The following is a 19,953-nucleotide window of genomic DNA, read 5'->3' as shown; positions in this document are numbered from 1 at the left end:
CTCAAATCGACCAGGAATCACTGCCATAGCTGCCGATAATACCACGTTCGGCCAGATACTTTTCCACCTCCGCAACGAGTTCGTCAATGTCGCGACCTGCGGTGTGAAGATGCAGCTCCGGCGAAAACGGCGCTTCATAGGGCGAATCGATGCCGGTGAATGCCTTGATCTCGCCACGCAGAGCCTGCGCATAAAGCCCCTTCGGATCACGCGCCATGCATTCTTCAATCGGCGTATCGACAAAGATTTCGATGAATTCACCCTCAGGCAGAAGCGAGCGTACGCGATCGCGTTCGGAACGGAACGGCGAAATGAAAGAAACCAGCGTGATCAACCCGGCATCGGCCATAAGCCCCGCGACCTCGCCAACGCGGCGGATATTCTCGGCCCGGTCTTCATCAGAGAAGCCAAGATCGCTGTTAAGGCCATGACGGACATTATCGCCATCCAGCAAATAGGTGTGCTTGCCCAACGCATGAAGCCGCTGTTCAAGCCGGTTGGCAATGGTCGATTTGCCAGAAGCAGACAGGCCTGTGAACCAGAGCACCGCTGGTTTCTGGAATTTTTGTTCCGCACGCGCTTGTTTATCAAGATCGAAAGCCTGCAAATGCACATTGGTTGCCTGACGCAGCGCCTCTTTGATCATACCAGCGCCCACCGTCGCATTGGTGAGACGATCAATCAGCACGAAAACACCCGTCACGCGGTTGTCCGAATAGGGGTCGAAAGCAATCTGATCCGCTGTTTGAAGATGGCAAAGACCAACTTCATTCAAATCAAGCCGTGTCGCCTCTTCTCGCGCGAAACTATTCACATCGGTGCGATATTTAATCTCGCTGATCGTCACCGGCGTCTGGTCGGTTTCGGTGCGCAGCAGATAGGAGCGCCCTGGCTGCAAGACTTCTTCGCCAAACCAGACGATATTGGCACTGAAACGGTCGGCCACTTCCGGGCGCGATTCTGCACCCACAAGCATATTGCCGCGAGAGACTTCGATCTCGTCTTCCAGCACAATCGTAACCGCCTGCCCTTCGGTTGCACGGGCCAAGTCGCCGTCATAGGTGGCGATGCGTTTCACCTTCGATTGCTTGCCCGACTTTGCGACCACGACGGTATCGCCTTCAGCAATCGATCCGGAGGCAACGGTGCCGGAAAAGCCGCGGAAATCAAGGTTTGGCCGGTTCACATATTGCACCGGAAAGCGAAAAGGCTTGCCGACTGCATCCCCATCAAGACGCACCGTTTCCAGATGTTCCAGCAGATACGGCCCTTCATACCAATGGATTCGTGGGGAATGGCTGCTGACATTATCGCCAAAGCGCGCTGAGAGCGGAATTGCCTGAATGCTGGCAAAGCCCAAATCTTTGGCGAAACTCATATAATCAGCGACAATATGATCAAAAGCGCTTTGCGAGAAATCAACCAGATCGATCTTGTTGACCGCCACCACGATATGCCGGATGCCCAACAGCGAAGCAATGAAGCTGTGACGGCGTGTCTGTGTCAACACGCCCTGCCGCGCATCGATCAGCACCACCGCCAGATCAGCGGTTGACGCGCCTGTTGCCATGTTACGCGTGTATTGCGCATGGCCCGGCGTGTCGGCCACGATGAATTTGCGGCGCGGCGTTGAGAAAAAGCGATAGGCCACATCGATGGTAATGCCCTGCTCGCGTTCGGCTTCCAGACCATCGACCAGCAGCGCGAAGTCAAAATCGTCGTCCGTGGTGCCGAATTTGCGGCTGTCATTCTTCAGCGTCGCCAGCTGATCCTCAAAGATCAGCTTGGTGTCATAAAGCAGCCGCCCGATCAGCGTGGATTTACCATCATCGACTGAACCGCAAGTGAGAAAACGGAGCAGCGTCTTGCGTTCCTGATCGGCGAGAAAATCGCTCACAGCTGCACTTGTTACAGAAGACTCTAATAAGGCATTCATCAGAAATAGCCCTCGCGCTTCTTCTTTTCCATGGAACCCGCTTCATCGCGATCAATGGCGCGGCCCTGACGCTCGGATGTACGGGCGATCAGCATTTCTTCAACAATGTCAGAAAGATTGGTGGCACGTGATTCAATCGCGCCCGTCAGCGGATAACAGCCAAGTGTGCGGAAGCGTACCAGCCGTTCCTCGACCGTTTCGCCGGGGCGCAAAGTCATGCGGTCATCGTCGACTTTGATCAACATGCCGTCGCGCTCGACCACAGGGCGCTTTGCTGCAAAATAGAGCGGCACAATCGGGATATTTTCCTGCAAAATATACTGCCAGATATCGAGCTCGGTCCAGTTGGAAAGCGGGAAGACGCGGATCGATTCACCCTTTGCAATGCGGGTATTATAGATCTTCCACATTTCCGGCCGCTGGTTCTTCGGGTCCCAGCCGTGCTGCATATTGCGGAATGAAAAAATGCGCTCCTTGGCGCGCGACTTTTCCTCATCGCGGCGCGCACCGCCAAAGGCGGCATCGAACTTATATTTATCGAGAGCCTGACGGAGACCAACCGTCTTCATGACATGGGTATGGACGTTTGAGCCATGCGTGAATGGACCAACACCATCCCGCACGCCATCTTCATTGATATGAACCAGCAGCTCAAAACCCTTTTCGCGCGCCTGTGCATCGCGAAATTCGATCATTTCGCGGAATTTCCACGTCGTGTCGACATGCAGGAAGGGGAATGGCGGCGGCGCGGGATAGAATGCCTTCATCGCCAGATGCAGCATAACGGAGGAATCCTTGCCCACCGAATAAAGCATGACCGGATTTTCAAAGGTCGCGGCAACTTCGCGAAAAATGTGAATTGCTTCTGCTTCCAAGCGCTGAAGATGTGTCAGGTTTTTGGTCAGGGATGCATGATGCACGTCTGTTTCTCCCGGGAAACCGGCTTAATCTTAAATAAACTGGCGGGAGGATGGCGCGAGCCTTGGTCCGGCGCAGATGTGGCTAAGCCACTGTGAGCGCATTGTCGTGAAAGACAGAACAAAAGGAAAAGTATGCTATCGCGTATTGCGAGGGCGTTAAGCGAAAACGTGCCTGTTTTAAGCCCGTTGGAGGAAGAAACTTGCGCTGAAGCGAAAAGTCAAATCCTGGCTCAAGTTACGGAAAATACTACAAATTTTATAGTATTAAGCTAAATTCTGAAGGGCATGAACATCCTTCGAACCAAACCGCCGAAGGATTAAGAGCCGTTATAGAAGACCAAAAGTGCGTGCCTTGGCTACGGCCTGCACCTTGTTGACCGCAACAAGTTTGGAGAGAACATTGCTGATATGAAAATTGACTGTTCGGGTCGAGATGCTGAGAATTGTTCCGATAATCTCGGCGGTCTTGCCTTCGCTTGTCCAACGCAGAATTTCACGTTCGCGCGCGGTGAGATTAACCTCGCCTACACAATTGATGCTTGGAACATCAAGATGCTCATACATGGCAAGATGGAGAAGATTGGCAACGACCTGCATCTGTCTGCGCAGCATGGAGACCTCACCTTCTGAAAGTGAAGGCTTTTCCCGCAGAAATGTGAGAATCCCAAAAACGCCCTGCGCTGCCCAGCTTGGCTGCGAAATAGCCGACCGCAGACCGAACTCCTGCGCGTCCGCCCATATCTGGGGTGCTTCCGCAAACAGCCTTTGCGACCATACCAGCGGTTCAATGCTGTTCATTCCACGGCGCACAACGGGATCAATTTCGACGTATTTCTTTAAAGCATAATGTTTCTGCCAAGCCACTGGCGTCGTCTCATAGCGTATCCAGCGCGAAATGCTATCAAGAGACGGTACGCACATTGCATAAGACACGTAGGAAAAGCCCAACTGTGCTGCATAGGACTTGATATGCTCGAACAAATCATCCGCACTATCAGATGACTGAAGCGTGTCGTAAAAAACTTCGCAATTCATAGCTGGAATCCTAATATTGTTTCGATGAACCGGATTATTCACGTGAATTTTATTCAAGCAGGCACATTCTGGGCCGAATGGATCGACCAGGAAAAACAAATATCAATTTTTTTAGGATTCTATGGCGCCGGAACCCGTATGTGTGTTTATAGACCACAATACCGTAAGCCACCTGTTCAACATAACATATGATTCTCGGACCATCTACCTATAACTATTATAATATCCTACGATAATAACATAAAACAATTATTTATTACAGGTATTATCGGACTTTAGTAAATACAAATACAAAGATTACGCATCGCAAGATCTAAATTAGTATATCTTTAATATATGCGGAAAAAATCCTTCTCAAGGAGAATTCCATTCTAATTGAAACAGAGATTCTCGATAAATCCTTTAATTTTAAGCATAATTTTATCGCACCTCGTTTCACTCCAAAAAGAATTATGCTCTCGTTTAACGAGATGGATGTAGGGTCATTTGCTTAAATATGGGGAGACAGGGTGAAGGAAATGCTTTTCGTTTTCGAGATTTTTTGACAAACGAGCCGAGCAGATAGACCAGAATCTCCGAACATAAAAAGGAACTGATGCTCTTCTGCATCAGGCCACTCGACCTAGATTAGAATGGCTTCAATCTGATTGGAGCAATTAAGCACTTTAATCATTTATTTTAACGCGCATCTTTCCCGAAATGCGCATCACTTTGAAGCAACTCTCTGCGCTCATTTCGGGTTCGAAGTCATTCCTGTTTTGATTGAAACATTGGAAATGCGCTAGGCTGCCGCTTCAACCGGCTCCGGTGCCTGACCGGGAATGTAATTGAGGATCGGGCCAAGCCAGCGCTCGACCTCCTCAACGCTCATGCCCTTGCGGTGCGCGTAATCTTCGACTTGATCACGCTCGACCTTGGCAACGCCGAAGTAATAACTTTCCGGGTGGCCGATATAGAGGCCAGACACAGACGAACCCGGCCACATGGAATAGCTTTCCGTCAGTTCGACGCCGGTTTGCGCTGTTGCATCCAGCAGCTCGAACAAGGTCTTCTTTTCGGTGTGATCAGGCTGTGCCGGATAACCCGGTGCCGGACGAATACCGGCATAACGCTCGTGGATCAGATCGTCATTCGACAGATCTTCACCCGGCGCATAGCCCCAGAACTCGTTACGAACGCGCTGGTGCATCAGTTCGGCAAAGGCTTCGGCGAAACGGTCAGCCAGTGCTTTGACAAGAATGGACGAATAATCGTCATTCGCGCGTTCAAAGCGTTCGGCAATTGCCACTTCCTCAATGCCTGCCGTGACGACGAAGCCGCCGACATAATCCTGCTTGCCGCTATCGGCAGGGGCCACAAAATCGGACATGGCGACATTCGGACGGCCATCGCGTTTTGATAATTGCTGGCGCAATGTGAAGAAGGTGGCTAACTCTTCCTTGCGGCTTTCATCGGTAAAGAGACGGATATCATCACCCACCGTATTGGCAGGCCAGAAACCGATTATGCCACGCGGTGCAAACCACTTCTCATCGATGATCTTTGCAAGCATGGCCTGCGCATCCGCCCATAGCTGACGCGCTGCTTCGCCCTGCTTTTCATCTTCAAGAATGGCGGGATAACGGCCCTTCATCTCCCATGTCTGGAAGAATGGCGTCCAGTCGATATAACGCGCAATCTCTGCGAGATCATAGTTCTCGAAGGTCTTGGTGCCAAGGAAGGTCGGCTTTGGCGGCGTGTAGGCATCCCAATCGAGCTTGTGGGCGTTTTCGCGTGCGCGAGCCAGCGGCAGACGCTTCTTTTCCGCCTCGTTGCGGGCGTGCGCGGCTGCGACCTTGGCATATTCAGCACGAATACCTTCAACATAGGCATCCTTGTTTTCAGGCGACAGCAGATTGGAGACAACGCCCACTGCGCGGCTGGCATCGATCACATAGACCGCCTGTCCCTGCTCATAACGCGGATGGATTTTTACCGCCGTATGCACACGGCTGGTCGTAGCGCCACCGATCAAAAGCGGCACATTGAAGCCTTCGCGTTCCATTTCAGCCGCCACATGCACCATTTCATCGAGCGACGGCGTAATCAGCCCGGAAAGGCCGATCACATCGACATTTTCCGCCTTTGCGGTTTCGAGGATTTTCTGCGCTGGCACCATCACGCCGAGATCAATGATCTCGTAATTGTTGCAGGCGAGGACCACGCCGACAATGTTCTTGCCGATGTCATGCACGTCGCCCTTCACGGTAGCCATCAGCACCTTACCGGCGCTCTGGCGACCTTCACCGCCGCTCAGGCGCTTTTCTTCTTCCATGTAAGGCAAAAGCACAGCCACTGCCTGCTTCATCACGCGAGCGGATTTAACCACCTGCGGCAGGAACATCTTGCCGGACCCAAACAGATCGCCAACCACGTTCATGCCGGCCATCAGTGGACCTTCGATAACATGCAGCGGACGCGCAGCTGCCTGCCGCGCTTCTTCGGTATCGGCTTCGATATATTCGGTAATTCCGTTGACCAGCGCATGTTCCAGACGCTTTTCCACCGGCCATTCGCGCCAGCTTAAATCCTGAGCCTTGGCCTCCTTGGTTCCGCTATCGCGAAAACGCTCAGCGATTTCGAGCAGTCGCTCCGTTGCGTCATCGCGGCGGTTCAGCACCACATCTTCGCAGGCTTCACGCAATTCGGGATCAATCGTGTCATAGACCGCCAGCTGACCCGCATTGACGATACCCATATCCATGCCGACCTGAATGGCATGATAAAGGAAGACGGCGTGCATGGCTTCGCGCACCGGCTCATTGCCGCGGAACGAGAAAGACAGGTTTGAGACGCCGCCCGAAATATGGACGTGCGGCAAGGTCTCGGTAATCTTGCGCGTGGCTTCGATGAAATCGACGCCATAATTATTGTGCTCGTCAATGCCGGTTGCGACCGCAAAGACGTTCGGATCGAAAATGATGTCTTCGGGCGGGAAGCCCACCTGCTCGGTCAAAATCTTATAAGCGCGGGTACAGATTTCGACCTTGCGCTCTTCCGTGTCCGCCTGTCCGGTTTCGTCAAATGCCATGATGACAACTGCCGCACCGTAAGCACGCACCAGACGCGCATGATGCAGGAAGGCTTCTTCGCCTTCTTTGAGCGAAATCGAATTGACGATGGGCTTGCCCTGAACGCATTTCAGGCCTGCTTCGATCACATCCCACTTAGAGCTGTCGATCATCACCGGCACGCGCGCAATATCCGGCTCTGCCGCAATCAGGTTGAGATATTCAACCATGATTCGCTGCGAGTCGATCAGACCTTCATCCATGTTGATGTCGATGATCTGAGCGCCGTTCTCCACCTGATCACGCGCCACATCAAGCGCTGTGGAATAATCTCCGGCCTTGATCAGCTTACGGAAACGGGCAGAGCCTGTAACGTTGGTACGCTCGCCGACATTGACGAAAGGAATATCCTTGGTCAGCATGAAAGGCTCAAGGCCCGACAGACGCATCAGCGGCGGCACCTTGACCGGCTTGCGCGGTGGATGCTTGGCAACAGCAGCGGCTATTGCACGGATATGTTCCGGCGTCGAACCACAGCAGCCACCCACCACATTGACGAGGCCTTCGCGGGCGAAGTCCTCAATCTGAGCTGCCATGGCTTCCGGGCTTTCGTCATACTGGCCGAACTCGTTTGGCAAGCCAGCATTCGGATAGGCGCAGACAAATGTATCGGCAATGCCAGCGATTTCCGCGAGATGTTCGCGCATCGCATTGGCACCGAGCGCGCAATTCAGCCCGATGGTGAAAGGCTTGGCATGGCGCAGCGAATACCAGAACGCCGTTGGCGTCTGACCGGAAAGTGTGCGGCCCGAAAGGTCGGTGATCGTGCCGGAAATCATCATCGGCAGATGCACGCCCTTCTCAATGAACACTTCTTCGGCCGCAAAGACAGCGGCCTTGGCGTTCAGCGTATCGAAGATCGTTTCAATGAGAATAATGTCGGATCCACCATCGATCAGCCCGCAAATCTGGTCGGCATAGGCAACGCGTAGATCATCGAAGGTGACGGCACGATAGCCGGGATTGTTGACATCCGGTGACAGCGATGCAGTTCGGTTTGTGGGCCCCAAGGCACCAGCAACAAAGCGGCGGCGACCGTCTTTTTGCTGCGCACGAATTGCTGCGCGACGTGCCAAGCGCGCGCCATCACGGTTCAGCTCATAGACGGCATCTTCCATGCCATAATCAGCCTGCGCGATGGTGGTCGAAGAAAATGTATTGGTTTCAAGAATATCAGCGCCAGCCATGGCATAAGCATAGTGAATTTCTTCAATCGCCTTTGGCTGGGTGAGCGTCAGAAGGTCGTTGTTACCCTGAAGCTGGCAATCGCAGGCCCCGAAGCGCTCGCCGCGAAAATGCTCTTCGTGAAAGCCTAACCCTTGAATCTGCGTACCCATAGCCCCGTCGAGAATCAGAATGCGCTCACTTGCGGCCTGGGTCAGCGCAGCAAGCACTTCCGAACCGTCCGGCTTTGCAGCCGCTGAACCAAAAAGATTATCAAGGGAAGACGTCATAGGGGATTACCGCCTGTATTCTGATACGCTTCATCGCTACAACACCACCCGAAATCCACAAAGGATTTTCTGAAAACGCGATGCGCAGATTGCTTTCTTGGGCGCATGCCTGATCGCTCTGAGCGAACGGGCCGCACATAAGAACCGCTTAATGACATAAACATATCTTTATGTCAATTATAACGGCGCGCTTTGAGCGAACGTGTCCACCTTCACCGAACTGTTGCCAGCTTGAAGAAAAAGTGAGTTTTGTGAGCCACCTACCCGCCACATTGCGGGAGCAAAATCACGTCAGGGACGTTGATAAAAACCACTTTATCAGGGAGAAACCGATGAAGAAATTTGCATCTTCCTTCTTCGCAGCGTGTCTGTCACTCGGCATAGGCGTGCCTGGTGTCACTGCAAGCGCCAATGCTGCGCAACCAACAACACTTACAGCCCCAGCCGTCAGCCATGGTGCACAGGCTCCAATCGAGAATGTTCAATATTACGATTATCGTGGAGACCGCCGTCATTGGCGACACCATCACCCGCGTTATCGGGATGGATACAGGCCGCATTACCGGAATTGGGGGCCACCACCGCCACGCTACCGTCATCACCCACCGCGCTATCGCCCGGCACCAGTCTATCGCGGCGGCGGCAATGCGCATGTACGCTGGTGCTATAACCGTTATCGGTCTTATCGGGCTTACGACAATACGTTCCAGCCCAATTACGGCCCACGCCGCCAGTGCTACTCACCATATATCTAAACAAAGAAGCCCCGGAAATCCGGGGCTTTTTATGAGCATATATCGCAAAAATCAGGTTACGAAAGCACCAATCGAAGCAGCGACGAGACCGATGGCGATAGCGATCATGACGCCATAAACACGCGGCTTATCAAAAAGCACGGCAAAGGCAGAGAACCAGCCCACCACCGCCGCACCCAGTGCGAAAAGAAAGCCGGGCTTGTCGCCATGATAAAGATTGGCTGCCATCAGCGCGCCGACAATCAGCGCACCAAAAACGATCATCAGCCCTGTGGCATAGCGTTCGTAATCGTCCATCTCAAATTCCTCGTTCCGATCACATCAAACGCGCGCCGGAAGGTATTGCTCAATCATCTGGCCATTTAAAGACATGACCCATGGTCGCGCCCATGGCGGCTGTTTCCACACAATCATTATTTGCTGCGTTCTTCAACCATTTCGCAACACCATCCGCAGCAATTGTTGCGAATTATGCTATATCGTTGTTCATGGATTCGACCGGTATCAACATATTCGACACGCCTATCGGCCCGTGTGGCATGGCCTGGCATGAGGGCAAAATAATCGGCGTGGAAATCGGCGATGCCGATGAAAACGAAACGCGTTATCGGCTTCAGTCGCGCTTTTCGGATACAGAGGTATCCAACCCGCCCCCTTATGTCGCGGAAACTATCGATAAGGTTCGTGTGCTGCTTGAAGGTGGCGATCCAGACTTTTCGCAAACGCCGCTGGCGCTTGATTCTGTGCCAGACCTCAACCGAAAAGTCTATGAAATCCTGCTGAAACTGAAAGCGGGTGAGACCATCACCTATGGCGCAATCGCACGCAGGCTTGGCGATGTCAGTCTTTCGCAGGCCGTTGGCTATGCGCTTGGCAAAAATCCATTTCCGATCATTGTGCCCTGCCATCGGGTGTTAGGCTCCAATGGCAAGATCGGCGGCTTTTCGGCTGCTGGCGGCACAGTGACCAAGCTGCGTCTGCTCAATATCGAACGCGCCAGAACATCGCTCGAACCAGACTTGTTTGGTGGCCTGCCGTTGCAGGCACCACCGCAGATTGATTAACTCTTGTCGCTCTCGACATCGGCAGAAAAACGCAGTTCACGCATCGGGCGCACATATTGCGTGGCTGCGTCGTAGGTCGGATGGTTTTTATAAGCGAAAAGCGCTTCTTCATCCTTGAACTCGGCATAAACAACGAGATCAATCGCGTTGCCCATCGGGTCTACCTTCGAATTCGGCAGAACTTCAAATACGTCCGAATAAGGAATGGTGCCCAACTGCTCCAGACCCTTACGGACGGTTTCGACATCCTGATCAGACTTAACGCTGAAGAAAACAATGTGGCGGATCACGTCATGTCTCCAAAAATTATTGACGCGTATCTACCTCATCAAGCCGACAAGCAAAACCACAAAACGCTTATGCCTGCGATTTAACACGCCGCCAGGCGAATCCACCCTCCTGCTGCACCGAACCGCGACCGGGCTGATAATAGCCGGGCGTATCCACAAGTCGCTGTTCGCCAAGGCGGGTTTGTGCGACTTTGTTGGTCACTTGCAGACTGTCAAAACCCGTGCGCAGCATAAGAGCTGCCTGATCGATCAACACGTCGCCCGTTGCACGCAATTCACCCGCAAAACCTGCGCGGCGCAAAACTTCTGCTTTTGAGTAGGAGCGACCATCATTGAAAGCTGGAAATTGCAGGGCAATCACCGGCAGACTGTCGAGACGATCAAGCAGTGGCTCGATCTTCTCGCCCGGCGTAACCAAAACACCAATGCGGCGATTGGAGGCGCGAAGCAGTTCTTCATCAAGCCCCAGCCAGATGGCCAGAGGGATGATGATTGCGGGTGCATCGCCTGCGGCTTCAAGATCATCCGCAAAAATATAATGGTCTTCACGAAAGCCCTGCTCGGACCAAAGTTTGGTTTCGCTCATTTCTGGTCCAAAGCTCCAAGGTTTTTCAAGCTGTCCGTGAGGCCGGTCAGATGGATGCCGCATTCGGTCTTTTCCGATCCAGCCCAGCGTCCGGCGCGCTGATCTTCACCATCATTGACTGGACGTGTGCAGGGCATGCAGCCGATGGACCGATAGCCCTGTTCTGTCAGCGGATGCACAGGAAGGTCATGGGATTGCGCATAGGCACGCAAATCGTCCGAACTCATGCGCGCAAGCGGATTGATGCGAATGCGCGGGCCAACTGATTCAAAGACTGGCAAAGCATTGCGGGTCGAAGCCTGAAACTGCTTCCGGCCTGTCATCCATGCGCGATAAGGCGAAACCGCGCGCGCCATCGGCTCCACCTTGCGAATGAAGCAGCAGTGGTCCTTGTCGGTCATCGACAATGCGCCGAACGGATCATCCGCTTTCACGCTTTCCTCAAGCGGCAGAATGTCCTGCACATCGAGAAGACCCAAACGCTCTGCAAGATCGTGGCGATAATCAAGCGTTGCACGAAAATGCTTGCCCGTATCGAGAAACAGAACCGGGATGGCCGGATCAACCTTAGAAATCATGTGCAGCAGCACAGCCGATTCCGCACCAAACGATGAAACGACAGCAATTCCGCCTTCGAACAATTCTCGCGTGCTGAGCGCAATCACCTCCTGCGGGGTCGAAGCGCCATGGCTTGCCTCCAGCAAACGGGCCTGCGCCTGAGCACGTTCATCCGCATCAAGCTGCACGGCTCACCTCGCCATAGAGCGCGCGTTTGAACGGCTCCATACCAACACGGCGATAGGCAGCGATAAAGGTTTCGTCCGCATTTTCACGAAGCCCAAGATAGGTATCGACAACGGTTTCAATCGCATCGACCACTTCTTCGGATGAGAAACCGCGTCCAGTAATGTCGCCAATCGACGTATGCTCATCGCCGGAACCGCCAAGCGTGATCTGATAAAGTTCTTCGCCCTTCTTCTCAACGCCCAGAATACCGATATGGCCGACATGGTGATGACCACAGGCATTGATGCAGCCGGAAATCTTGATTTTGAGATCACCGATTTCAAGCTGCCGCTGCTGGTCGCCAAAGCGCTCTGAAATACGCTGTGCAACAGGGATCGACCGCGCATTGGCAAGCGCGCAGTAATCAAGGCCCGGGCAGGCAATAATATCGGTGATGAGACCAGCATTGGCCGTCACCAGACCATCGGACGCAAGCAGATCATAGACGGCTGGCAAATCAGCCTTGGCAACATGCGGCAGAACCAGATTTTGCTCGTGGCTGACGCGGATTTCATCAGACGAATAGGTTTGCGCTATATCCGCAACCAGCTCCATCTGCTCGGCGCTGGCATCGCCGGGAATCCCGCCAATGGGTTTCAGCGAAATCGTGACGACGGCATAGTCCGGGTTCTTATGTGGCGTAACATTGCGCTGTGTCCAGGCGGCAAAATCGGCGTCGGATTTCTGCGTGACCGCCAGAATTTCCCACCCTTCGGGACGTTGCGGAAGATCCGACATCCGGAAATAGCTTTCAATCGCATCAATGTCGTGCTGCGGCAGCCGCAAATCACTGTAACGGATCTGTTCCCATTCAGCGTTAATCTCCTGAACCAGCGGCTCGACGCCTGTTTCATGAACGAGGATCTTGATGCGTGCCTTATATTTATTATCGCGGCGACCATAGAGATTATAGACGCGGACAATCGCCGTCACATAGGTCAGCATGTCTTCGAGCGGCAGAAAATCGCGGATCTTCTTCGCGACCATCGGCGTGCGCCCCTGCCCGCCGCCAATATAAACGGCAAGACCAAGTTCACCTGCTTCATTCTTTTTAAGCTGCAAGCCGATGTCATGCACCTGAATGGCCGCACGATCATGCTCGGAGCCAACAATCGCAATTTTGAACTTGCGCGGCAGATAGGAAAATTCCGGATGCAGCGAGGACCACTGACGCAGAATTTCTGCAAAGGGGCGAGGATCGGCAACTTCATCAGCGGCTGCACCAGCAAAATGATCGGCCGTCACATTGCGAATGCAGTTGCCCGACGTCTGGATCGCATGCATTTCGACTTCGGCAAGCTCTTCGAGAATTTGCGGCACATCTTTCAGGGCTGGCCAGTTGTACTGAACATTCTGACGGGTCGTGAAATGGGCAAAACCCCGATCATAATCGCGGGCTATCGAGCCAAGCTTGCGCAGCTGGCGGCTCGACAATGTGCCGTAAGGGATCGCAACACGCAGCATATAGGCATGCAATTGCAGATAAAGACCGTTCATCAAACGCAGCGGCTTGAACTGATCTTCCGTCAATTCGCCAGAAAGGCGACGCCCGACCTGATCCTTGAACTGTGCAACACGGGCCGCAACAAAATCGCGGTCAAATTCATCATAACGATACATAGTGATTTCCGATATTCAGATCAGGAAGCAATTTTCAGTGATGGCTGACCAAGCGTAATGATGGTGGGGCCGGAGAGCCGGATGCGCTCGCGCAGGCGAATGGGATAAAGCCCTTCGTCGCGCTCTTCGACATCAATCACATTCACATCGACAACCAGATTGGCTTTCGCGGCAACCTTACCCGCTTCTTCAAGCGCTGAGACGGCTTCCGCGTGGCGCGCAACCAGCGCACCTTCAATGGTTTCCTGCCATGATCCGTCAGCGCCAAGCCACACGGCCTGTCCATCAATGAGCCGGTTTGCGGTGAGAACTTTTACAACCATTTTCCCAACTCCTGATTTAAGCTGCCACTGGCACAGGCTTCCGCGCCAATGCTTCTGCTTTGTCGATAGCGGCACCTGCAACAGCATCGCCGATGATAACCATGACTGGACCTGCAAGCTCTTTGCGCTCTTCCAGCGATGGCAGATCTTTCAATGTTCCATGAAACAGCCGCTTATCCTTCCGGCTGGCATTCTCAACAACAGCCACCGCCGTGTCTTCATGCAGACCCGCAGAGATCAGACGGTTTGCAACAGAGGCAGCAACGCTTGAGCCCATATAAACGGCGATTGTTGCGCCGGAGACGGCAAGCTTGGCCCAGCCCGGCAGCACATCACCTGCCATATCGTGGCCCGTTGTGAACACCAGTGAGGAGGCCACACCACGCAGGGTGAGCGGCAGTTCCATATCGGCAGCGGCTGCGAAAGCAGACGTTATGCCCGGCACGATTTCAAAGCCGATACCAGCTGAACGCAATGCTGCCATTTCTTCGCCCGCACGACCAAAAACCAGCGGATCGCCCGCTTTCAGACGCACCACGCGCTTGCCTTCACGACCAAGGTTGACGAGCAGTTCATTGATCTCGTTCTGACTCTTGGAATGGCATCCCTTGCGCTTGCCGACCGAAAGACGCTCTGCATCGCGACGCCCCATGGCAATTACGCCTTCCGGCACCAGTGCGTCATGCACGATGACATCGGCTTCCATTAGCACGCGATGCGCGCGCAAGGTCAGCAAATCTTCTGCACCTGGACCAGCACCAACAAGCCAGACATAGCCAGCAGCACCTTGCGGCCTCTCGATTAGCTCATTTGCAGCTTTGTAAGCTTCTTCGCGGTCGCCATTTTCAACGGCGCGCGCAACGGAGCCAGAAAAGAACCCGCGCCAGAAACTGCGGCGTGCCAAACCTTTCGGTAAAATCTTTTCGACCAGCGGACGCCAGCTTTCGGCAAAATGCGCCAGTTCACCAAGGCGTGGTGAAAAGGCCGCATCAATGCGCGCACGCACCATCTGCGCCAGAACCGGAGCTGAGCCTTCGGTGCCAATGGCAATTGCAATCGGCGCACGGTTGACGATGGCAGGGGTCAGAAAATCGCAGAGTGCCGGACGATCAACAACATTGACCGGGATTTTTTGCGCCTTCGCTTGTGCTGCAATTGCGCGATCCTGAGACTCGCTACCCGTGGCAACAAAAACCAGCTTCGCGCCTTCGAGGTGCTTTGGTTCAAAAGCTTCTGTTATGCGCTCTGCACCGTGGCTTTCGATAAAGCTCACCAAAGCTGGCTCAAACTCTTCCGCAACGATACGCAAACGAGCGGACGTCTGGGCCACGAGCCGTGCTTTGTTGAGCGCTTCTTCGCCACCACCGACGACAACAACCACCTCTTCCGAAACACGGAAGAAGGTAGGAAAATCAGCCAGAAGTCGTTGGGACGAAAGAGCCACAGCAGTATCCTTTTTAAGACTGCTGGCATTATCCCCGGACTGCTCAGAATTTATAAGAAACGGGCTTGCGCGCGCAAATCACGCGGAGCATCACTTTTTCTCAAAAAACAGATTTTGAGGATTTTAATTCCTAAAAGCTGCAAATTATATCCCATAATTTTTATAGGATTTACATTGACTTAGTGATACGTGCCGGATGTGAAAAAGGCTGGAATATGCTTTGGCCAGCGACGTGGCAGAACAGCTACGAGGTCAAAGCGCAGCGATAATTGTGCGTAATCCTTTTGGCGTTGCAGCCACATATCGGCAGCCGCCTCGATACGGCGCATGGCCTGCGGCGTAACGGCAAGTTGCGCTGCTTCAACGCTTATCCGTGCTTTGACTTCAACAATGAGAATAAGGTTGCCGCGTCGGGCTATCAGATCAATCTCGCCAAGCCGCGTGCGATAGCGGCGCGCCACGATGCGAAAGCCTTTAAGCATCAGTGCAAGCGCAGCCAGCCGCTCGGCGCTGTGTCCGCGAAAGAAAGCCATGCGCTTTTTCTCGCGGAACTCACTCATCAGCCCTGCGCCTTCAACTGCATCAGACGCTGATAAAGAACCGACTTCTGCCCGCCGGTCATTTTTGCCGCTTCACCTGCCGCTTTCGATGGTGGCAATTCCTGCACGAGCGACAGAAGCAGCTTGTCGATGTCTTCTTCACTCTGCGGACCAGCTTCGCCAGAAGGTGGGCCAACCAGCAGCACGACTTCACCGCGAATACGGTCTTCGCCATCAAATTGCTGTTTCAACTCACCAAGCGTCGCCGTGACAATGGTTTCATAAGCTTTGGTCAGCTCGCGACAAAGAGCTGCTTCACGCGCATCGCCAAAAACCTCTGACATATCGGCAAGTGTTGTGGCGGTACGGTTGGGCGATTCATAGAACACAAGCGTTGCTTCGATATTCTTGAGGCTTTCGAGCTTGGATGTCTTCTGACCGTGTTTGACCGGCAAAAAGCCACAGAACATGAAAGAATCTGTTGGCAGGCCGGACGCGGCGAGTGCTGCAAGAAGCGCAGATGCACCCGGAACAGGCACCACGCGGATACCCGCCTCGCGAGCCTCGCCGACAAGTCGGAAGCCCGGATCGGAAACCAGCGGTGTGCCTGCATCGGACACCAGCGCAACACTTTTTCCGCTTTCAAGGGCTGCGATCAGCTTTGCGCCTGCCTCAGCAGCATTATGCTCATGATAGCTGATGGGACGGCGCGAAATGCCGTAGCGATCAAGCAGCACACGGGTCACACGGGTGTCTTCACAGGCCACAATGTCGGCACTTGCCAGCACTTCCAGCCCGCGCAGCGTCATGTCGCCAAGATTACCAATCGGGGTCGAGACGATATAGAGCGCGGGTTCGATCGGACGCGCACGCTGGGCAGTGCCACCGACGACAAATTCGCGTTTCTGTTCGTCCAAAAATTCACTCATCTAATTTCCTAAGCCGCCAAATCCGCCACAAGCGCATCAAGCACCAGCGCACCATCCGGCGTTGCACGGATGAAGCTACCATCCATTTTTTCAATCATGCCCGATGCGATCAGTCGTTCAAGGCGTTTGCGATCAATATCATGGCCTGTCAGACCCTGATAACGCGCAAGATCAATGCCTTCGCGCAACCGCAAGCCCATCATCAGAAACTCATCGCCCTGCGGTTCACCGTCGAGATGCTCTTCCTCGACAATACCGTGGCCATGGGTTGCCACTTTTTCCAGCCATGTTTCAGGATGCTTTTCTGTCATTGTGACCGTGCGCAAGCCGTTTTCGATAAAGCGGCCATGTGCACCGGGACCAATGCCGACATATTGTCCATAGCGCCAGTAGACCAGATTGTGCTGCGACTCGCGCCCCGGCACCGCATGGTTTGAAATCTCATAGGCCGGAAGACCATGTTCCGCTGTGATCTTTTGCGTTTCTTCGTAAAGAGCAGCCGCGTGATCCGGGTCCGGCGTGGTGAGCTTGCCCGCCTTCCAGAGATTATAAAACTGCGTGCCTTCTTCAATTGTCAGCTGGTAGAGCGAGAGATGATCGGCAGCCAGACCAATGGCTTCTTTCAGCTCCTCACGCCAGGCTTCAATCGTCTGATTGGGCCGCGCATAGATGAGATCGAAAGACAGACGCGGGAAAATTTCACGCGCAAGCCGGATTGCCGCCTTGGCCTCTTCAACCGAATGCATACGCCCAAGACGGCGCAGATCAGGATCATTAAGCGCCTGAATGCCAAGCGAGACACGATTGACGCCCGCAGCACGATAGCCACGGAAACGATCAGCCTCCACGCTTGTCGGATTGGCTTCCAGTGTCACTTCAATATCAGGCGCGACAGTCCAGCGCGACGCAATACCATCAAGCAGGCTGCCAACCGTCGAGGGCTGCATCAGCGACGGCGTACCGCCGCCCAAAAAGATGCTGGTGACGGTGCGCGGGCCTGTGCGGGCGCGCAATGTGTCCATCTCGCGGTTAAAAGCTTCAGCAAAGCGCGGCTGATCAACCGGCTGATGGCGCACATGACTGTTAAAGTCGCAATAAGGACATTTGGCGAGGCAAAATGGCCAGTGCAGATAAACGCCAAACGCCGTTTCTCCATCTGCACGTGCTATCGGCAGAATATCGACACTTTTAGCAGATGGAGAAAAATGATGGTTCATTCAACCGCATCCGAAACAACGCCGAGCGCTTTTTCAGCAAACAGCTTGAAAGCACGCGCACGATGCGAAAGGGCTGACGCATCACCCGGCTTCCAGCCATGCTTTTCGTCAGCCGTCATTTCACCAAAGGTCTTCTCATAACCTTCCGGCTTGAAGACCGGATCATAGCCAAAGCCAATATCGCCGCGTGGCGGCCAGATCAGTGTACCTTCGACTTCACCGCGATAATATTGTGCTTCACCATCCGGCCATGCAAGGCAGATCACAGAAACAAAGCGCGCCTTGCGATCGGCAGGCGTGAGAGCACCCTTCTCCTGCAAAAGATCTTCGACCTTGCGCATCGCCATGTTAAAATCACGCGTGCCGTCTTCGGTTTCAGCCCAATCAGCGGTGTAAACGCCGGGTTCACCATCCAGCGCATCAACCATCAGGCCGGAATCATCGGACAACGACGGCAGGCCAGTGGCTTTTGCCGCAGCAAGCGCCTTGATGTAAGCATTCTGCTCGAAGGTTGTGCCGGTTTCTTCCGGCTCCGGCAGGCCAAGAGCCGCAACAGAGCTGACCTCGAAGCCAAACGGGGCAATCAGTCCATCAAACTCGCGCAGCTTACCTGCATTGTGCGATGCAACGATCAGTTTGCCTTTTTCGAGGTTTCTCATTTCAGTTCTACCTTTTTACGCATGATCTTATCCGAAAACCGGATGCCACTTTTCGGGATCATGCTTTAACTCCAAAGTTTCGGCTCGGCGAATTCCAGCGAATTGCCGGAAGGGTCGCGAAAATAAATCGAACGCGCGCCGTTAGGCCATTCTAATTCAGACTCAATTGCGATGCCGTGCATCGCAAGATGCTTGCGCCAGTCGTCAATCTCATCACGCGTGGCCGCAAAGCACATATGCCCCGGCCCACTCGTTCCATGCGGTGGCACTGGCAACGATCCGGGTGCCGCTGGTTTCAGCGTTTCTTCCGCTTTAAACAACAGCAGAATGCCATCGCCACAGCGGAAGAATGCATTGCGTTCACTGACCTTGCCCACCGGCTCGAGCCCGATAATGTCGCGATAGAATTTAATCGCCTCAGCAACATCACGGACATAGAGCGCGGTTTCAAGAATACGGGATGCCTGCATTTTCGGCCACCTCTTCAATGGAGATGGCCTTCCCTATCAGGCAAGTGCTGCCTTCTGCAACTCAACGAGCTGATTAATGCCGCCGCGTGCAAGCTTCATGAGCGCTGCAAACTCTTCTTCCGAGAATGGTGCCCCTTCAGCCGTACCCTGAATTTCGACAATGCCGCCCTTACCGGTCATGACGAAATTGCTGTCGGTTTCAGCAGCCGAATCTTCCGCATAATCGAGATCAAGCACAGGCTGACCTTCGTGAATGCCGCAGGAAATAGCTGCAATATGATCTTTGAGCACTTTTTCGATGCGGATCATCTGGCGCGCTTCCATCCAGCGCAGACAATCATGCAGAGCGATGAAACCACCCGTGATAGCAGCGGTGCGAGTGCCGCCATCAGCCTGAATGACATCGCAGTCGACTGTGATCTGAAATTCGCCAAGTGCCTGCAAGTCAACGACAGCGCGCAGCGAACGGCCGATCAGACGCTGAATTTCCTGCGTGCGTCCGCCCTGCTTGCCGGCTGCTGCTTCACGGCGCATACGATCACCGGTCGAGCGTGGCAGCATGCCATATTCTGCCGTGACCCAGCCCTTGCCGGAATTGCGCATCCAGCCCGGAACCTTTTCCTCTAAGCTTGCCGTGCACAGGACGTGGGTGTCGCCGAACTTCACAAGGCACGAGCCTTCCGCATGTTTGGAGACGCCGCGCTCAAAAGACACGGCACGCATTTCGTCAGCAGCGCGCTTGGATGGACGCATGGTAATTCCTCACTTCGATTTTCGTTGCGGCTTTTTAGGCTGCTCGGTAGCAAATAGAAAGAA

General features: G+C 53.8%; 19 protein-coding genes. 2 read left to right on the top strand and 17 right to left on the bottom strand.

Translation table 11 applies throughout. From position 1 onward, the window contains the following. Position 1 precedes the first annotated feature (1 nt). The 4 genes from cysN to metH form a co-directional block, all read right to left on the bottom strand. Positions 2-1,936: a sulfate adenylyltransferase subunit CysN gene (cysN, locus tag OPR82_RS02255; RefSeq protein WP_265982761.1), complete on the bottom strand. Its 1,935-nt coding sequence runs from the start codon at positions 1,934-1,936 to the stop codon at positions 2-4. Next, the gene (gene cysD, locus OPR82_RS02250; protein ID WP_265982760.1) at positions 1,936-2,856 is read right to left on the bottom strand and encodes a sulfate adenylyltransferase subunit CysD; all 921 of its coding nucleotides are present in this window, start codon (positions 2,854-2,856) and stop codon (positions 1,936-1,938) included. The genes cysN and cysD overlap by 1 nt, the downstream gene beginning before the upstream one ends. A 327-nt stretch (positions 2,857-3,183) precedes the next feature. Next, entirely contained in the window at positions 3,184-3,891 is a 708-nt protein-coding gene (locus OPR82_RS02245) for a LuxR family transcriptional regulator (RefSeq protein WP_265982759.1), read from the bottom strand. A 781-nt stretch (positions 3,892-4,672) separates the two neighbouring features. Then, on the bottom strand, positions 4,673-8,455 hold the full coding sequence (metH, locus tag OPR82_RS02240; protein WP_265982757.1) for a methionine synthase: 3,783 nt from the start codon (positions 8,453-8,455) through the stop codon (positions 4,673-4,675). A 332-nt stretch (positions 8,456-8,787) separates the two neighbouring features. Between metH and OPR82_RS02235 the strand changes: the two genes are divergently transcribed. Beyond that, positions 8,788-9,210 carry a BA14K family protein gene (locus OPR82_RS02235; protein WP_265982754.1) on the top strand — a complete coding sequence of 141 codons (423 nt, stop codon included), beginning with the start codon at positions 8,788-8,790 and terminating at the stop codon, positions 9,208-9,210. 51 nt (positions 9,211-9,261) lie between these two features. Here OPR82_RS02235 and OPR82_RS02230 read toward each other — a convergent pair whose 3' ends face one another. Further along, positions 9,262-9,507 carry a hypothetical protein gene (locus tag OPR82_RS02230; RefSeq protein WP_134153770.1) on the bottom strand — a complete coding sequence of 82 codons (246 nt, stop codon included), beginning with the start codon at positions 9,505-9,507 and terminating at the stop codon, positions 9,262-9,264. A gap of 191 nt (positions 9,508-9,698) precedes the next feature. Between OPR82_RS02230 and OPR82_RS02225 the strand changes: the two genes are divergently transcribed. After that, the gene (locus OPR82_RS02225) at positions 9,699-10,274 is read left to right on the top strand and encodes a methylated-DNA--[protein]-cysteine S-methyltransferase (RefSeq protein WP_265983826.1); all 576 of its coding nucleotides are present in this window, start codon (positions 9,699-9,701) and stop codon (positions 10,272-10,274) included. Here OPR82_RS02225 and OPR82_RS02220 read toward each other — a convergent pair. The 12 genes from OPR82_RS02220 to rph form a co-directional block, all read right to left on the bottom strand. Further along, positions 10,271-10,564 carry a Dabb family protein gene (locus OPR82_RS02220; protein ID WP_265982751.1) on the bottom strand — a complete coding sequence of 98 codons (294 nt, stop codon included), beginning with the start codon at positions 10,562-10,564 and terminating at the stop codon, positions 10,271-10,273. The genes OPR82_RS02225 and OPR82_RS02220 overlap by 4 nt on opposite strands. A gap of 67 nt (positions 10,565-10,631) precedes the next feature. Beyond that, positions 10,632-11,150, bottom strand: coding sequence for a DUF934 domain-containing protein (locus OPR82_RS02215; protein ID WP_265982749.1), 519 nt, complete (start codon positions 11,148-11,150; stop codon positions 10,632-10,634). Continuing rightward, entirely contained in the window at positions 11,147-11,896 is a 750-nt protein-coding gene (locus tag OPR82_RS02210) for a phosphoadenylyl-sulfate reductase (protein WP_265982747.1), read from the bottom strand. Before OPR82_RS02210 ends, OPR82_RS02215 begins: the two co-directional genes overlap by 4 nt. Next, positions 11,886-13,556: a nitrite/sulfite reductase gene (locus tag OPR82_RS02205; protein WP_265982745.1), complete on the bottom strand. Its 1,671-nt coding sequence runs from the start codon at positions 13,554-13,556 to the stop codon at positions 11,886-11,888. The genes OPR82_RS02210 and OPR82_RS02205 overlap by 11 nt, the downstream gene beginning before the upstream one ends. A gap of 20 nt (positions 13,557-13,576) precedes the next feature. Then, the gene (locus OPR82_RS02200) at positions 13,577-13,879 is read right to left on the bottom strand and encodes a DUF2849 domain-containing protein (RefSeq protein WP_265982744.1); all 303 of its coding nucleotides are present in this window, start codon (positions 13,877-13,879) and stop codon (positions 13,577-13,579) included. 16 nt (positions 13,880-13,895) lie between these two features. Beyond that, positions 13,896-15,323 (bottom strand): siroheme synthase CysG, encoded by a 1,428-nt coding sequence (gene cysG / locus OPR82_RS02195; RefSeq protein WP_265982743.1) that lies wholly within the window; start codon positions 15,321-15,323, stop codon positions 13,896-13,898. A 179-nt stretch (positions 15,324-15,502) separates the two neighbouring features. Beyond that, complete coding sequence (locus tag OPR82_RS02190) at positions 15,503-15,883, bottom strand: YraN family protein (RefSeq protein WP_265982741.1); 381 nt, start codon at positions 15,881-15,883, stop codon at positions 15,503-15,505. Next, on the bottom strand, positions 15,883-16,791 hold the full coding sequence (gene rsmI / locus OPR82_RS02185; protein ID WP_265982739.1) for a 16S rRNA (cytidine(1402)-2'-O)-methyltransferase: 909 nt from the start codon (positions 16,789-16,791) through the stop codon (positions 15,883-15,885). Before rsmI ends, OPR82_RS02190 begins: the two co-directional genes overlap by 1 nt. A gap of 8 nt (positions 16,792-16,799) precedes the next feature. Further along, a complete protein-coding gene (gene hemW, locus OPR82_RS02180) occupies positions 16,800-18,008 on the bottom strand; it encodes a radical SAM family heme chaperone HemW (RefSeq protein ID WP_265982737.1) in 1,209 nt (402 codons plus the stop codon). Further along, positions 18,005-18,667: an RdgB/HAM1 family non-canonical purine NTP pyrophosphatase gene (gene rdgB / locus OPR82_RS02175; protein WP_265982735.1), complete on the bottom strand. Its 663-nt coding sequence runs from the start codon at positions 18,665-18,667 to the stop codon at positions 18,005-18,007. The genes hemW and rdgB overlap by 4 nt, the downstream gene beginning before the upstream one ends. Positions 18,668-18,732: 65 nt before the next feature. Beyond that, on the bottom strand, positions 18,733-19,137 hold the full coding sequence (locus OPR82_RS02170) for a VOC family protein (protein ID WP_265982734.1): 405 nt from the start codon (positions 19,135-19,137) through the stop codon (positions 18,733-18,735). Between the two features lie 36 nt (positions 19,138-19,173). Beyond that, a complete protein-coding gene (rph, locus tag OPR82_RS02165) occupies positions 19,174-19,890 on the bottom strand; it encodes a ribonuclease PH (RefSeq protein WP_265982733.1) in 717 nt (238 codons plus the stop codon). Positions 19,891-19,953 lie beyond the last annotated feature (63 nt).

Source organism: Ochrobactrum chromiisoli (assembly GCF_026241335.1).
Lineage (GTDB): Bacteria > Pseudomonadota > Alphaproteobacteria > Rhizobiales > Rhizobiaceae > Brucella > Brucella chromiisoli.
Note: the sequence above shows the minus strand (reverse complement) of the source record. Positions and strands in the feature narration are given on the sequence as shown.

Bases quoted from the DNA above. Each gene is read 5' to 3' on its own strand.
- OPR82_RS02225 (WP_265983826.1), top strand. From the start codon at position 9,699: ATGGATTCGACCGGTATCAACATATTCGACACGCCTATCGGCCCGTGT.
- OPR82_RS02190 (WP_265982741.1), bottom strand. From the start codon at position 15,883: ATGAGTGAGTTCCGCGAGAAAAAGCGCATGGCTTTCTTTCGCGGACAC.
- OPR82_RS02200 (WP_265982744.1), bottom strand. From the start codon at position 13,879: ATGGTTGTAAAAGTTCTCACCGCAAACCGGCTCATTGATGGACAGGCC.
- metH (WP_265982757.1), bottom strand. From the start codon at position 8,455: ATGACGTCTTCCCTTGATAATCTTTTTGGTTCAGCGGCTGCAAAGCCG.
- cysN (WP_265982761.1), bottom strand. From the start codon at position 1,936: ATGAATGCCTTATTAGAGTCTTCTGTAACAAGTGCAGCTGTGAGCGAT.
- OPR82_RS02245 (WP_265982759.1), bottom strand. From the start codon at position 3,891: ATGAATTGCGAAGTTTTTTACGACACGCTTCAGTCATCTGATAGTGCG.
- OPR82_RS02205 (WP_265982745.1), bottom strand. From the start codon at position 13,556: ATGTATCGTTATGATGAATTTGACCGCGATTTTGTTGCGGCCCGTGTT.
- OPR82_RS02170 (WP_265982734.1), bottom strand. From the start codon at position 19,137: ATGCAGGCATCCCGTATTCTTGAAACCGCGCTCTATGTCCGTGATGTT.
- OPR82_RS02230 (WP_134153770.1), bottom strand. From the start codon at position 9,507: ATGGACGATTACGAACGCTATGCCACAGGGCTGATGATCGTTTTTGGT.
- OPR82_RS02215 (WP_265982749.1), bottom strand. From the start codon at position 11,150: ATGAGCGAAACCAAACTTTGGTCCGAGCAGGGCTTTCGTGAAGACCAT.
- hemW (WP_265982737.1), bottom strand. From the start codon at position 18,008: ATGAACCATCATTTTTCTCCATCTGCTAAAAGTGTCGATATTCTGCCG.
- rsmI (WP_265982739.1), bottom strand. From the start codon at position 16,791: ATGAGTGAATTTTTGGACGAACAGAAACGCGAATTTGTCGTCGGTGGC.
- OPR82_RS02235 (WP_265982754.1), top strand. From the start codon at position 8,788: ATGAAGAAATTTGCATCTTCCTTCTTCGCAGCGTGTCTGTCACTCGGC.
- rph (WP_265982733.1), bottom strand. From the start codon at position 19,890: ATGCGTCCATCCAAGCGCGCTGCTGACGAAATGCGTGCCGTGTCTTTT.
- rdgB (WP_265982735.1), bottom strand. From the start codon at position 18,667: ATGAGAAACCTCGAAAAAGGCAAACTGATCGTTGCATCGCACAATGCA.